The sequence below is a fragment of the Stenotrophomonas sp. Ps181 genome, assembly GCF_025697425.1.
GTDB classification, from domain to species: domain Bacteria; phylum Pseudomonadota; class Gammaproteobacteria; order Xanthomonadales; family Xanthomonadaceae; genus Stenotrophomonas; species Stenotrophomonas sepilia.
Window position 1 is genome coordinate 1 of record NZ_JAHWBI010000003.1, and the last position, 15,022, is coordinate 15,022.

Sequence of the window (15,022 nt, forward strand, 5' to 3'; positions counted from 1 at the left end):
CATCCGCGAACGCGGCCACAGCAGTACTGCCAGCTTCAACATTCTCGCCAGAAAGCTGGCCAGGATCGCTTGGGGCGTCTTCAAGAGCGGCCGGGACTTTGACCCGGCCATGCTGAAAGTGGGTCAAGTCTGCTTCGAGCAGGCTTGACCGCGAACATAGCATCTCGGCTCTACAAGAGCCGCTGCCGCCGCACGCGACGACGCGGACAAAACAGTTCCGCGCGCGGTTGTCGTGATCGTGTCACTACTTCGTGCGCCGTTCTCTCAGCGATGTGTCGCAACTCTTTGATTGTTTTGGATGCCGACGGTCGTTAGCGGCATACCGCCGGCTGTTGTTGCGCCGCCGCATGCCGGGCGTGGTTCAGCTGTGCTTTAGTTTGGATCGATCCACAGGGGAGGTGCCCAGATCGGTCGTGAACCGATCCAGGCGCCTGGATCCGTCGTAGTGCCGCGCCACCGTCCGCCCGTGCGTCCACATCTTCGAAGAGCAACCACCCATGGCTCAGATCGTCCACAAGCGTCGCCACCTGCTGTCCCAGGCCCTGATCCTGGCCCTGCTTCCCCTGGCTGCCAATGCGCAGCAAGCCTCAAGCTCGTCTACCAAGGACCTCGACGCGGTCACCGTTACCGGTTCGCGCATCAAGCGCGCCGCGGTCGAAGGCCCGGCCCCGGTCAACGTGATCACCGCGCAGCAGATCCAGAAAGAGGGCTTCGTCAGCGTGTATGACGCGCTGAAGACGCTCACCGAAGCGACCGGTACCGTCGAAGCCGCCTCGCAGTGGGGTTCGCATACGCCCAATGCCAGCGGGCTGAACCTGCGCGGGATGGGGCCGAACCGCTCGCTGCTGCTGGTCAACGGCCGCCGCGTGGCCGATTACCCGCTGCCATACGGCGGTGAAACCAACTTCTCCAACTACGGCAACATTCCGGCCGCGGCGGTGGAGCGGATCGAAGTGCTGACCGGTGGCGCCTCGGCCATCTACGGCTCGGATGCGATCGCCGGCGTGGTCAACGTCATCCTCAAAACCAACTACGACGGTGATGAAGTGCGCGTGCGCGGGGGCACCTCCACCGAAGGGGGACGCGATACCTGGGACCTGTCCTGGGCCGGCGGCAGGACAGGGGACAACTGGAGCGTGACCTATGCGTTGCAGTACACCAAGCGCGATCCGTTGTTCGGCCGCGATCGCCCGCAGATGGACGATGCCGATGATGCACCGTATGCGTCCTGGAACATGGAGCAGCGCAAGGTCGGCTTCCGTCCCACGGCCGGGCTGGCGCTGATCGATCCGACGACGGGCCAGCGCCTGGCGCCGCCCACCGGTACCTGCGAGAAGTTCGACGGTGAGTACTACACGGCCGATCGACTGGTATACAACTACGCCGCCAACCGCATCACCAACACCGGCCGCCTGTGCGGCATGAGCGCCGACTACGCCAACTGGCTGCTGACCGGTGGCGCCGAGAACGTGTCCGGCAACCTGTATGCCACCTTCGATTTCAGCAGCGACCTGCAGGCCTGGACCAACCTGGCGGTGTACCGCTCCGAAGCAATCTGGGGCACCAACCCGCCCAGCGTCTCGCTGATCGACGACGACAACGGCTATTACTGGGATGCCAATCGCAACCGCCCGATCCTGGGCGTGCGCCAGTTCACTCCGAACGAAGTCGGTGGCCTGGACACCCTGCGCAACACCAACCGTGAGCTGTCCTGGGACTGGAGCGCGGGCCTGCGTGGCCGCCTTGCCGATCGATTCGACTGGAGCGCCACGGTGGGCCGTTCCTACTATCGCGTGGAAGAACGGCAGAACGTGGTGGACGAGCAGAAGTCGTATGACTACTTCCTCGGCCCGCGCCTGGGCACCACCGCCGATGGCGAGGCGATCTACGCGTTGAACGAATCGCGCTGGTGGAACCCGCTGACGCCTGACCAGTACTGGCAGATGGGCACAGTGGCCAGGAACCGCGCGTCATCGTGGGTCAACCAGGCCTCGGCGGACATCACCGGCGAGCTGTTCCAGGGCTGGGCCGGCCCGATCTCGTTCGCCGCCGTGGCCGAAGTCGCGCAGCAGGGCTATCACCTCAGCCCGGACCCGCGCGCCGGCATCGACTTCGATCTGCAGAACGTCGATCGCGGTGGCGGCGAGCGCACCCGTTACTCGGCCGGCGTCGAGTTCAAGATCCCGCTGCTGGAGAGCGTGACGGCCACCGCCGCCGCCCGCTACGACCGCTATGGCAACTACAAGGCCGATGGCAGCAGTGAAGCGCTGGATATCGGCAGCCAGAAGGAGACCACCTGGAACGTCGGCCTGGAATGGCGCCCGGTCGAATCGCTGCTGGTGCGTGGCTCGTATGCCACCAGCTTCCACGCGCCGGACATGCACTACCTGCTGGGCCAGCCGAGCAGTTCCGAAGTGCAGACCTATGACCGCCTGCGCTGCATCCAGAGCGGTGCCTACCTGGTCAACAACTGTGGCGTGGGCAACACCGATGTCTGGTACACCTTCGACGTGAACCGTCGTGGCACGCCGCTGCTGCGCTCGGAGACCGGCGATTCGTGGACGGTCGGCTTCGTCTGGGACGTGATGCCCAATCTGTCGGTCAGCGCCGACTACTGGGCGATCAAGCTGGAGGACATGATCGTCGACGTCGGCGCCGACGAGGTGCTGGCCAGCGAGGCCGGCTGCCTGACCGGCAAGAACATCGATGGCACGCCGTGGGCCAATCCGGCCGGTGGCGATTATTGCGCCGGCATCCTGGCCCGCGTGAACCGTGACAGCAACGGCCGCCTGGTATCGATCGAGCGCGGCCCGTTCAACCTGGCCAGCCGGGAAGTGCGCGGCATCGACCTGACTGCTCGCTATCGCCTGGAAACCGCGCAGTGGGGCAGCTTCCAGCTGGGCCTGAACTACACCAACCAGATCTCGACCAAGGAGCAGCGCTACGCCAACGACCCGAATCCGGAACGCCGCGATCGTGACCTGCGCAGCAAGCTGCGCGCGAGCCTGGCTTGGCAGCGCGGCAACTGGAACGCCAACGTCTATGCCGACCGCGTGGGCTCGGTGCCGGGCGTGCGCTATCACTGGGGCGCCGATCGCCTGGACAATCCCGGCGGCTGCCTGCCGTTCGCCGATGGCTACGTGCCCAGTGACAGTCCCGCGCTGAACTGCCTGGAACCGGCGCGGCTGCCGGATGGTTCGGTGAATCCGAACCCCAACGCGGGCCAGCAGACCTCGCGCTACTTCGGCCGGGTTGGGCCGTTCATCACCTGGAACGTCAACGTGGGCTACCAGGTGACCGAGCACGCCAAGGTCAATGTCTACGTCAACAACGTGTTCAACTCGGCCAGCTGGAACCACAAGGACCCGTACAAGCTGGATTATGACTTCGCCCCGACCCGGTTGCTGAGCGCGGTCGGCCGCGAGTTCGCGTTGGAGTATGTGTTCACCTTCTGAGGAGACCGACCTCCGCCGCTGGATCCACGCCATGCGTGGATGCGGAAGCGGACCACCGGGGCGGCGCCCCCTTCAGGCATGCGGACAGGCTGGATTTGACCTTCCCACGGTGGCAAGGTTTAGCCTGTCCGCATCCAGAAGGAAACCCGGGAATCCGATCATGAGCACGCCGCGCGCCGCTGCCGCCCCTGCCAGCCCCTCCACCATCAGCCTGCCCATCGAGGGCATGACCTGCGCCAGCTGCGTGGGCCGGGTCGAGGCAGCACTGTCCAGGGTCGAGGGCGTGGGCAGTGTCTCGGTGAATCTGGCCACCGAGCGGGCGGACATTCGCCCGTCGGGCCCGGTGGATCGCGCGGCGCTTATCCGGGCGGTGGAGCGGGTGGGCTATGACGTGCCTGCGGCTACCACCGAACTGGCGGTCGAGGGGATGACCTGCGCTTCCTGCGTGGGCCGTGTCGAACGCGCGCTGCTGGCCGTGCCGGGCGTCAGCCAGGCCAGCGTCAACCTGGCCACCGAGCGGGCCACGGTGCGTGGCATGGCGGACGTGGCTGCGCTGGTCGCAGCGATCGACAAGGCCGGCTATGACGCACGTGTGATCGAGGCGGGTGTGCAGTCCGATGATCAGGCTGCGGAAAAGAAGGATGTCGAGCGCGCCGAACTGAAGCGCGACCTGATCGTGGCCACCGCGCTGGCACTGCCGGTGTTCGTACTGGAAATGGGCTCGCACCTGATCCCCGGCATGCACGCATGGGTGATGTCCACGATCGGCATGCAGGCCAGCTGGTACCTGCAGTTCGCACTGACGCTCCTGGTGCTGGCCATCCCCGGGCGCCGCTTCTACCAGAAGGGCGTCCCCGCATTGCTGCGCCGTGCGCCGGACATGAATTCACTGGTGGCGGTGGGCACCGCTGCGGCGTTCGGCTATTCGGTGGTGGCGACGTTCCTGCCGAGGCTGCTGCCGGCCGGTACGGTGAACGTCTACTACGAAGCGGCGGCGGTGATCGTCGCACTGATCCTGCTCGGCCGCTTCCTGGAGGCCCGGGCCAAGGGCCGCACCTCCGAAGCGATCAAGCGCCTGGTCAACCTTCAGGCCAAGGTGGCCCACGTGATCCGTGACGGTCGCGCGGTCGACATCCCGGTCAATGAAGTGCAGAGCGGCGACGTGGTGGAAGTGCGCCCGGGCGAGCGCGTGCCGGTGGATGGCGAGGTGGTTGAAGGCCGCAGCTACATCGATGAATCGATGATCAGCGGCGAGCCGATTCCGGTCGAGAAGCTGCCGGGCAGCAGCGTGGTGGGTGGCACGGTCAACCAGAAGGGCGCACTGACGGTGCGAGCCACGGCCGTGGGCGCGCAGACCCTGCTGGCGCAGATCATTCGCATGGTCGAACAGGCGCAGGGCTCGAAGCTGCCGATCCAGGCGGTGGTCGACAAGGTCACGTTGTGGTTTGTGCCCGCGGTGATGCTGGCCGCAGTGGCGACCTTCGCGGTCTGGTTGATTGTCGGGCCCTCGCCGGCACTGAGCTTCGCGCTGGTCAATGCGGTGGCGGTGCTGATCATTGCCTGCCCGTGCGCGATGGGCCTGGCCACGCCGACCTCGATCATGGTCGGAACCGGTCGTGGCGCCGAAATGGGCGTGCTGTTCCGCAAGGGTGAAGCGCTGCAGCTGTTGAAGGATGCACAGGTGGTGGCGGTGGACAAGACCGGCACGCTGACCGAAGGCCGCCCGCGCCTGACCGACTTCGAGATCACGGACGGTTTCGATCGCAGCGCAGTGCTCGCGGCAGTGGCCGCAGTGGAGTCGCGCTCGGAGCATCCCATTGCCCGCGCGATTGTTGATGCCGCGACCGGGCAGGGCATCGTGTTGCCGGGCATGGTCGACTTCGAATCGGTCACCGGCATGGGCGTGCGGGCCAGTGTCGAGGGTGCACGCGTGGAGGTCGGTGCCGATCGCTTCATGCGCGACCTGGGTGTGGACATCACTGCATTCGCAGCATTGGCGGCGGAACTTGGCACGCAGGGCAAGTCACCGATGTACGTGGCCATCGATGGACGCCTGGCCGCGATCATCGCGGTATCCGATCCGGTCAAGCCGAGCACCCCGGCAGCGATCGCGGCACTGCATCGGTTGGGCCTGAAGGTGGCGATGATCACCGGCGACAACGCCGGGACCGCGCAGGCGATCGCGCGCCAGCTCGGCATCGATGAAGTGGTGGCCGAGGTGCTGCCGGAGGGCAAGGTCGAGGCCGTGCGCCGGCTGAAGGCCACGCATGGCCACGTCGCCTTCGTCGGCGACGGCATCAACGATGCCCCTGCGTTGGCTGAGGCTGATGTCGGCCTGGCCATTGGTACCGGCACCGATATCGCGGTGGAGTCGGCCGACGTGGTGCTGATGTCGGGTAGCCTGCAGGGCGTGCCCAATGCCATTGCACTATCCAAGGCAACACTGGGCAACATCCGGCAGAACCTGTTCTGGGCGTTCGCCTACAACACGGCGTTGATTCCGGTGGCGGCTGGCGTGCTGTACCCGGTCTGGGGCGTGCTGCTGTCGCCGGTGTTCGCTGCCGGTGCGATGGCGCTGTCCAGCGTGTTCGTGCTGGGCAACGCGCTGCGCCTGCGCCGCTTCCAGCCGCCGATGGCGGATGCCCACGCCGCGACCCATTGAAGGAGAACCGCATGAACATCGGTGAAGCCGCCAAGGCCTCCCGTGTGTCGGCGAAAATGATCCGCTACTACGAACAGATTGGCCTGATTCCTGCGGCCGATCGCACCGAGTCGGGCTACCGGGCGTACTCGCAGGCAGACATCCATCGCCTGCGTTTCATCCGCCGCGCGCGCGATCTCGGCTTCCAGGTGGCCGAAATCAGTGAACTGCTGGGCCTGTGGAACGACACCGCGCGGCACAGTGCCGACGTCAAGCACCTGGCCGAGCAGCACATCGCCGACCTGGAACAACGCATCGAGAGCATGCGGCAGATGGTCGACACGTTGAAATCGCTGATCCGTTGCTGTGCGGGCGACGAGCGGCCGGAGTGCCCGATCCTGGAGCGGTTGGGTGAAGACGATGAGGCCCCGCTGCCGGTCGATGTAGCGAAGACCGGCGCGGTGCGGCGGCGCGCGCGCAAGCGCTGAGTTTCCATGTCGCGTGCAAAAAAAAACCGCCCGGTGACAGTGCACGGGGCGGGCTTCGCTGTGGCAGAAGAGAGGGGATCAGGCAGTGCGCGGCGGGAAACCCGCATCGTTCAGCGCGGCGAACACCTGCTCCTGTGATGCGGTGGTCTGCACCTTGACCAGGCCGGTCGGCGGATCGGCCACCACACTGGCGTTCGGATCGATCTGCTGGATCGCGCGCGTCACGCTGCGCGCGCAGCCGCCACAGGTCATGCCGTCAACGTGGAATTCCATCTGTAGCTCCTTAGGTGCTCGTGAGGTGGAACCAGTGTGCACCTTCCAACGATGGCAGGGTCAAGCAGATGGCTGAACGGCGGCGCAGGCACCAATGAAAACGGCAGCCGCCTGTACCAGCGCGGCTGCCGTGGAGGACCATTTCCGCCGGGGCGGGCAAGACTGCGCCGGGCAGGCCCGGCGCCGCCTCAGAACTTCCAGTTCACGCCGAAGTACAGCTGGCGGCCGGCGTACAGGTTTGACAGCAGGCGAGCCTGGCTGTCGTTGCCGATGTAGCTGCGCAGCTCGGACTTGGTGGCGTTCAGTACGGCGGCGGTCACCGTCCAGTCCGGGGTGAGGTTGTAGGCCACGTTCAGGTCAAGCTGGCTGTAAGGCTTGGTGTAGGTGGTCATGCCATTGTTCAGGCCGCCGACCACTTCACCACGACGGTTGTACGAGGCGCGCGCCAGGAACTTGTCGTTCTCGTAGAACACCGTAACGTTGGCCTGGTTCTTGGCACTGCCGACCAGCGGCGAGGAGCCGATTTCCTCGCCATCCAGCACGATCGAGGCCAGGTTGGTGTCGTTGTAGGTGTAGTTGGCCTGCACGCCCAGTCCGAAGTCGAACGTGTACTGGCCATACAGTTCCACGCCCTGCGACACGCCATCGCGGCCGTTGGCCTGGGTCTCGTACTTCTGCACGGTGACCGACTGCCCGCCGACGTTCATCTGCTGGTCGCGCACCACCGGCACGGTGAAGTTGTCCACGTTCTTGCGGAACAGCGAAACACCTGCGACCGCGCCCGGCTTGAAGTACCACTCCAGACCCAGGTCGAACTGGACCGCCTTGAACGGTTCCAGCGCCTTGTTGCTGCCCGAGCCGTACCAGCCGGGCGTGTCGGTGCCGCCGGTGACGCGGCGGTCGTTGGCGTACTCTTCGCTGATGTAGCGCAGGCCACCGGGATAGGCGATGCTGGTGTAGCTCGGGCGCGCGACCACCTTCGATGCCGCGCCACGCAGCACCAGGTTGTCGGTGATGTCCCAGGCAATGTTGAAGCTGGGCAGCACGTCGGTATAGGTCTTTTCCAGCGACGACAGGGCATACACCTTGTCGCGCACCTGCGGGTCGGGCAGGCGGACGAAGCCACCCTGGCAGCGCAGGTTCGGGTCGGCGGCCGGATCATCGCAGCTCATCGGTGCGCCGCTGGCGTTGTCGACGAAGTAGTCGTTGAAGCGCTCGACCGAATCGCTGGACTGGGCGAACTGCTTGGTCCGCACCACGCGCACGCCGATGTTGCCGCGTACCCGCTCAGTGCGGAAGTTGGCCTGGAAGTAGCCGGAATGGATCTTCTCGTTGACGTCGTATACGAAGTCTTCTTCGGTGCGGTTGTGCGAGCCACCGTAGGTCTTGTTCAGGTAGTCGATGTAGGCCGGGTAGTTGATGCCCGGGAAAACGTTGGCGTTGAACGCGCCGGTGATGTTGCTGATCGGGTTGGACAGGAAGAAGCCCGGCTGCGCATCGCCTGCGGTCGGATCGCAACCGGCCTGGTAGCGATTGTTGTCATAGTCGGACGGATCCAGGCCCGGGCACACCCAATAGGTGTTGCCGGTGTTGCGGTGGACCTTGCCATCGCGGTACTTGGCGCCGAACTGGATCGAATCCAGCCAGCCGGCCTCGAACAGCTTGGTGACGTCGGCCTGGAAGTAGTTCTGCTTGACCTCGGTCTGCATCCACGACGAATCGGTCGAGCCGGTATCGACTTCGGCCACGCCCGCCATCAACTGCTGCTGCAGGTCGGGCGAGAACTGCACCGACGGCGTGCCGGTCAGGTCCCAGGCGGTGTACTGGTTGCCGGACTGCCACTGGTTGCCGACCTTGCGGCGCGGCTTGGCCGACATGCGGAAATTCATCGACGGACCGCCTTCGGACCAGGTGCGGCCGCCGGTGAACGAGGCTTTCCAGAGCGGGCTGATGTCCCAGTCGATGGTCAGGTCGGCGGTCTGCGACAGCGCCTTTTCCTTGCTGTATCCACCGGTGAGCTGCGGAGTGGGGATGGTGCAGTCGTCCGGGCCCCAGCCGCCGGGCTTGAGGCCGGCGGCCGCCGCTTCTTCTTCGCTGCAGTAGTAGGTCTTTCCGGCCAGCTTCTGGTACTGCGCGCCGGTGACGATGCTGCCACTCGGGTCGAAGTCCAGGCCGTTGAGCAGGCGGCCGCCGGCCCAGTTGCCGTCCTGGTTGTAGCGGGCCAGGTTCCACTCCGGCACCTTCAGCATGTTCTGGGTGTAGTCACCCTGCAGTTCAAAGCGGAAGTAGTTGGCCGTCATCGTGACGTTGTCGACCGGCTTGAACTGGAAGGTCAGCTGGCCGCCCTTGCGCTCGCGCTTTTCTTCCTTCACTGCGAAGTTCACCGAGGTCGGCATGAAGAATTCGCTGTAGTTCTTGCCGGCCTGGTTGTTGAAGCCGGACTGGCCCCACCAGTAGTGGATGCCGTCCTGTTCCAGCAGATTGCCGTTGGCATCGCGGGCGGTGGTGCCGTTGCCGTACCACTGGTAGTCCTCGGTGCTGGCTTCCATGGTGCGGGTGGTGCGGTTCTGCTGGGTGACGCCGACCAGCACGCCGAAGCGTTCGTCCTTGCTGTGCCAGGAGTACAGCGCCGACACCTGCGGATCGACATCGTGGCTGGTGTCGGAGGTGGTGCCCTCCAGGTTCACGTAGCCGGAGTTGGATTCCATGTCCAGCGGACGCCGGGTATGCAGGATGACCGTGCCGCCGATGCCGCCTTCGTCGATGCGCGCTTCCGGCGACTTGAACAGCTCGGCGCTCGACAGCATGTTCGACGGCAGCAGGGTGTAGTTGAAGGAGCGGGTCGCTTCGTTGTTGGTTTCCGAGGAGGCGACGAAGTTGCCGTTCAACTGGGTCAGGGTCAGGTCCGGCGCGAGGCCGCGCACGCTGACACTCTTGCCTTCGCCACCGCTGCGGGTGATGACCACGCCGGGCACGCGCTGCAGTGCGTCGGCCACGTTCTTGTCGGGGAACTTGCCAATGTCTTCGGCGGTGATCACCTCGACCACGGCGTTGGCGTCGCGCTTCTGCTCGAGGCTCTTCTCAATGGCGTAGCGGTAGCCGGTGACCTGGACGCTGTCCAGGGTGGTGGCATCCTGCCCGCCGGTGGACGTGGCCTGTTGCGCGGCGGCGCCAGCCGGAACGACGGCGGCGGCCAGGGCCAGCGCGATGGCCAGCGACAATGCGTCCTGGCCGTGCGTACGTGTTGAATGCTTCATTCCCATCTCTCCCTCTCTCCTGGATTGATCCGGTGACGTGGCACGGACAACTTGAATCGATCTAATTTGAAGTGACTTTGCGGCTGTCGCCGTGCAATGGCAGTAGCGCCGCGCGTGTGGCCTGGTACGTCCTGTTGCTGCTCCCCCAACTCCCGGCCATCGCAGTGTCGTTCTTGGATCGATCTAAGCGATGGGCGGGCGATTTTTAGCACGGGTCGCCCGTGGGCGCATGCTGCTCCGCAATATGGTACTGGCGTGGCGAAGGGATGACGGTTTGCTGAAATCAGTGAAATCGTTTTCGTGCGCAGGGGAGGGTGGGCGGCAGGGCTGCGCCCTGCATCTGTGGGGTAGTGCCGGCCGCTGGCCGGCAACAGCGAAAACCAAAGCCAAAAACGGCTCTGGTTTCCTGTGGGTTGGGCGGGGCGGTGTCGGATTGCGGGGACGCCGTAAACCCGTCCATGGGGGCTTGGCCGCGGCATCCATGCCGCGGACACCCCGCAATCCGACACCGCCCCGCCTTCGACAGTTTCCCGGTGACGGTCGGACTGATCCTGGAACGACATGGGGTCCTGGGGTCAGATCCGTTTTCCTTTGGAAAACGGATCTGACCCCAATCGATTTCGTTATCTGACAGAGATTCATCCACGCCTGGCGTGGATCTACCGCAGATCGCGGAGATCTGTCGAAGGCGGGGTGGGTCCGGTTGCGGGGGCGTGAGCCGCATGGGCCCGAGGCATGCCTCGGGCGGGTTGGGCAGGACGCCCAACCCCGGTCTTGCCGTGTGCGCAGGACTGCGCACACGAGCAAGCGGCGACCGAGCCTACATGGGTGAGGGCGCTTTGCTTGCGAAGCACTGCTTCGCAAGCGCCCGAACGCATAGCCGCCAGCGGCTGGGCCGGACCGCGGAGCGGGATTTACGGCGTCCCCCGCAACCGGACCTACCCCGCCATCCCACGGATCGCCGGCTTTTGCTGTTGCTTCGGCTGTTGCTTCTGAGGTTGCCGGCCAGCGGCCGGCACTACCCGGGTGCAGGGCGCAGCCCTGCCGAACCCCCTCATGCTGCGCCGCAGAATGCATTCGGCTGAACCCGCATGCTCTACTTGAATCGATCTAAATTCACGGTCGCACGGGTCGGGCGTCATTCCAGGGGGAGCTCTCTGCCAGTCACGGCGGGACTCAGTGGAACGCTGCCGGACGGCCCCGGCCGTCTGCCTCCGCGCCATCGACTACAGGAACCCGACATGCGTCCAGTGCCGTCCGCTCCCGCCGTCCCATCATCCTCGCGCCCGCTGGTGCGCCTGGCCTGCCTGCTTGCGCTGTCGGCCACGCCGATGCTGTTGCAGGCTGCCCCGGCAGCGCTGGAGCGCGAGGTCAACACCTTCATCGGCAGCAAGGACGACGGCAATACGTTCCCGGGTGCGTCGGCACCGTTCGGCCTGATCCAGGTCAGCCCGATCGGCAGCCACTACTCGGGCTGGCGCTATGACGATGAGAAGATCCGCGGGTTCGGCCACTCCTTCATCTCCGGCGCGGGTTGCTGGGAACAGGGCGGCCAGGTGTCGGTGCTGCCGGTGACCGGCTCGATCGGTCCGGGCGGTGATCTCGATACCGGCAATGCCAAGCAGTTCGACCACAAGGCCTACGCGTCGACCTACACCCATGACGGCGAGATCGGACAGGCCGGCTACTACAAGGTACGCCTGACCAGCTACGGCGGCATCGATGCGGAAGCCACCGCGCGCACCCGTGCCGCGGCCGAGCGCTACACCTTCAGCCAGCGCAGCGGCGATGGCCACGTCCTCGTCAATGTCGGCCAGGCCAACGAGCGCCATTCGGTGATCGGCAGCGTGGTCGATGTGGTCGGCGACCGTGTGGTGGAAGGCAAACTGGTCACCAAGAGCTTTTGTGGCGGCCACCAGTACACCACCTGGTTCCGCATCGAGTTCGACCGTCCGTTCAAGGCGCATGGCACCTGGGGTGAGGGCGGTGGCCTGCCGGGCGCGCGCCACAGCATGGAAGGCGAGCAGAAGCCGAACGGCGCCTGGCTCAGTTTCGACCTGACCAAGGGCCAGTCGGTGACGGCGGTCAGCGCCATCTCGCATGTGGACGCCGAAGGCGCGCGCACCAACCTGCGCGCAGAAGGCATGCAGAATGGGGTGCTGCTCGGCTTCGACCGCATGCGTGCGCTGTCCCAGCAGTCCTGGCGCGAGCAGCTGGGCCGGGTGCGTGTGCAGGGCGGCACTGCCGACGACCGCGCGGTGTTCTACAGCGCGGTCTACCACGCGCTGCTGCAGCCGATGACCGGCAACGACGCCGACGGCCGCTACCGTGGTTATGACGACAGTATCCACCGCGCCGATGGCTGGACCTATTACGAGTACTTCTCGCTGTGGGATACCTACCGCGCCCAGAACCAGTGGCTGGCGCTGACCCGCCCGGACGTGGCGCGCGACATCGGCCGTACCCTGCTGGCGATCGACGAACAGGTCGGTTGGCTGCCGCGCTGGGGTTATGCCAACTTCGAGACCAACATCATGACCGGCGATCCGGTCACGCCGTTCATGGTCGACCTGTGGCGCTTCGGCGCGCTCCAGGGCCGTGAATCGCAGGCCTGGGATGCACTGCGCCGCAATGCCTTCGGCACGCCGCCACTGAACTCGCGCATGGCCGGACGCTCCGGCAACCCGACCTACCTGACCAAGGGCTATGTGGCCTACGACCGCGCGTTCCCGTCCAAGGGCATGGATGTCGATCCGCACCATGGTGGTTCGGCCACGCTGGAATATGCGCTGGCCGACTGCGCGCTCTCGCAGATGGCCGATGGCCTGGGCCATGCGCAGGATGCGGCGACACTGCGTGAGCGTGGCCGCAACTGGCGCAAGGTGTGGGACCCGCAGGTGCGCGATGCCGAGACCGGCTTCACCGGCTTCCCGCGCCCGCGCACCGAGGATGGCCAGTGGTACACCCCGTCCGACGGCCATTACAGCCCGCGTTCGCACCACGGTTTCCACGAGGGCACGGCGTGGCAGTACCAGTGGCTGGCGCAGCAGGACGTGCCGGGCCTGGTCGAAGCGATGGATGGCCGCGAACAGGCCGGTCGCCGCCTGGATGCGTTCTTCGCGATGGACGCGCTGCAGGCCGATCCGCTCAATGCCGCCCGCAAGGCGTGGGTGGTCGGGCCGTACAGCTACTACAACCAGTTCCGCTACAACCCGAACAACGAGCCGGACCTGCACTCGCCGTGGCTGTACACGCTGATCGGCCAGCCGTGGAAGACTGCCGCCGTGGTGCGTGCCGCGCAGCAGCTGTTCACCAATGCCCCCAATGGCGTGACCGGCAACGATGACCTCGGCACGATGTCGGCCTGGTACCTGTTCAGCGCCATCGGCGTGTACCCGGCGGTGCCGGGCAGCGGCCAGTTCCTGCTGCACACGCCGCGCTTCAGCAAGGTCGAAGTGGACATGGGCAATGGCCGCACCCTGCGCATCGACGCGCCGGGTGCCGATGGCCGCCGCCTGCAATACGTGCAGGGTGTGCGGGTCGACGGCCAGGCGCATGCACCGGTGTGGCTGGACTGGGACCGCCTGCAGCAGGGCCCGCGCCTGCAGTTCGCACTCGACGCGAAGGCGCCGGAGCAGGGCTGGGGCACCGCGGTGAAGGACCTGCCGGTGTCCTGGTGCGCGGCACCGGGCAGCCAGCTGCGCTGAGCCGGACTGTGCCGTTCGCGGTGACCCAGCGAACGGCACGGCACGACACGGCCCTGATCCATTAGGCTTGAGCCTCCAGCGGAGTCCGGGAAGACGATGAACGACAACGGCAGCAGTCCCAGCAAGCGCGCCGGCAAGGCGGTGACGGTGACCGACATCGCGCGTGCGATCGGCGTGTCACGGGCAACCGTGTCGCTGGTGCTGCGTGGCAGCCCGCTGGTCAACGTCGATACCCGGGCCAAGGTCGAGGCCGAGCTGCGCCGCCAGCGCTATGTCTACAACCGTGCGGCGGCCAACCTGCGCCGGCGCACCTCGTCGAGCATCGCGCTGGTGATCAACGATCTCTCCAACCCGTTCTTCGCCGAGTTCGCATCGGGCGTGGACGAGGCGTTGGGCGGGCGTGGCTACGTGACCCTGCTCGGCAGTACGGGTGAATCGCCGGAGCGGCAGCAGGCGGTGCTGTCCACGCTGATGGAGCACACCCCGGCCGGCCTGATCCTGTCGCCGGCCGAGGGCAGCGATACCGCACAGCTGCGGCAGGCACTGGGTGCCAATGCCAACGTGCTGCTGTTCAACCGCGAACTGGCCGGGGCCGACTGGGACTTCCTGACCCTGGACAACCAGCACGGCGCCTATCTGGCCACGCGCCACCTGATCGAGCGCGGCCACCGCCAGATCGCCTTCTTCGGCGGCCACGCCGCATCCAGTTCCTGCCACCAGCGCCGCGCGGGTTTCCAGCAGGCGCTGGCCGAGGCCGGTCTGTCGCTGCCGCCGGGCTGGATGGTCGAATCGGCGCCGAACCGGCTGGAAGCCGCTGCGCGCACCGATGAGCTGTTTGCCGATGGCCATCGCCCGAGTGCGGCGGTCTGCTACAACGACACCGTCGCGCTGGGCCTGATGCTGGGCTTGAACTCGCGCGGCATCCGCCCGGGCGGCGACTTCGCCGTGACCGGCTTCGATGATATTTCCGAGGCGTCGGTCGCGGTGCCGCCGTTGACCACGCTCACCGCCGACCCGCGCGAGCGTGGCCGCCAGGCTGCCGCGCTGCTGCTGCAGCGGCTGGACGAACCCGACGCGCCGCCCCGGCGCACGGTCGCGCCGGTGCAGTTGCGCATCCGCGAAAGCAGTGCCGCACGACCGAACTGATTCCTTCCGCATACCCCTTCCACGCAACAACGACCTTCCGCGCATCGAGGCGCGT

Annotated in this window: 7 protein-coding genes; 5 read left to right on the forward strand and 2 right to left on the reverse strand. The window is 66.2% G+C overall.

Going from position 1 to position 15,022, the window contains the following annotated elements; translation table 11 throughout:
• Positions 1-497 precede the first annotated feature (497 nt).
• From KXV01_RS07005 to cueR, 3 genes are all read left to right on the forward strand, one after another.
• Positions 498-3,455, forward strand: a complete 2,958-nt coding sequence (locus KXV01_RS07005) for a TonB-dependent receptor (protein ID WP_263467630.1) — start codon at positions 498-500, stop codon at positions 3,453-3,455.
• Positions 3,456-3,615: 160 nt separating this feature from the next.
• A complete protein-coding gene (locus KXV01_RS07010; protein ID WP_263467631.1) occupies positions 3,616-6,117 on the forward strand; it encodes a heavy metal translocating P-type ATPase in 2,502 nt (833 codons plus the stop codon).
• A gap of 11 nt (positions 6,118-6,128) precedes the next feature.
• Complete coding sequence (gene cueR / locus KXV01_RS07015) at positions 6,129-6,584, forward strand: Cu(I)-responsive transcriptional regulator (RefSeq protein WP_049438337.1); 456 nt, start codon at positions 6,129-6,131, stop codon at positions 6,582-6,584.
• Between the two features lie 78 nt (positions 6,585-6,662).
• On the opposite strand, the gene KXV01_RS07020 is transcribed toward cueR, so the two are convergent.
• Together KXV01_RS07020 and KXV01_RS07025 are read right to left on the reverse strand one after the other, a co-directional pair.
• Complete coding sequence (locus KXV01_RS07020) at positions 6,663-6,857, reverse strand: heavy-metal-associated domain-containing protein (protein ID WP_049438338.1); 195 nt, start codon at positions 6,855-6,857, stop codon at positions 6,663-6,665.
• A gap of 188 nt (positions 6,858-7,045) precedes the next feature.
• Positions 7,046-10,120, reverse strand: a complete 3,075-nt coding sequence (locus KXV01_RS07025; RefSeq protein ID WP_263467632.1) for a TonB-dependent receptor — start codon at positions 10,118-10,120, stop codon at positions 7,046-7,048.
• 1,235 nt (positions 10,121-11,355) lie between these two features.
• Here KXV01_RS07025 and KXV01_RS07030 point away from each other — a divergent pair.
• Both KXV01_RS07030 and KXV01_RS07035 read left to right on the forward strand, forming a co-directional pair.
• On the forward strand, positions 11,356-13,821 hold the full coding sequence (locus tag KXV01_RS07030) for a GH92 family glycosyl hydrolase (protein WP_099495724.1): 2,466 nt from the start codon (positions 11,356-11,358) through the stop codon (positions 13,819-13,821).
• A 96-nt stretch (positions 13,822-13,917) separates the two neighbouring features.
• On the forward strand, positions 13,918-14,967 hold the full coding sequence (locus tag KXV01_RS07035; protein ID WP_099495725.1) for a LacI family DNA-binding transcriptional regulator: 1,050 nt from the start codon (positions 13,918-13,920) through the stop codon (positions 14,965-14,967).
• The last annotated feature ends 55 nt before the right edge of the window (positions 14,968-15,022 follow it).

Bases quoted from the DNA above. Each gene is read 5' to 3' on its own strand.
- KXV01_RS07005 (WP_263467630.1), top strand. From the start codon at position 498: ATGGCTCAGATCGTCCACAAGCGTCGCCACCTGCTGTCCCAGGCCCTG.
- KXV01_RS07010 (WP_263467631.1), top strand. From the start codon at position 3,616: ATGAGCACGCCGCGCGCCGCTGCCGCCCCTGCCAGCCCCTCCACCATC.
- cueR (WP_049438337.1), top strand. From the start codon at position 6,129: ATGAACATCGGTGAAGCCGCCAAGGCCTCCCGTGTGTCGGCGAAAATG.
- KXV01_RS07020 (WP_049438338.1), bottom strand. From the start codon at position 6,857: ATGGAATTCCACGTTGACGGCATGACCTGTGGCGGCTGCGCGCGCAGC.
- KXV01_RS07025 (WP_263467632.1), bottom strand. From the start codon at position 10,120: ATGGGAATGAAGCATTCAACACGTACGCACGGCCAGGACGCATTGTCG.
- KXV01_RS07030 (WP_099495724.1), top strand. From the start codon at position 11,356: ATGCGTCCAGTGCCGTCCGCTCCCGCCGTCCCATCATCCTCGCGCCCG.
- KXV01_RS07035 (WP_099495725.1), top strand. From the start codon at position 13,918: ATGAACGACAACGGCAGCAGTCCCAGCAAGCGCGCCGGCAAGGCGGTG.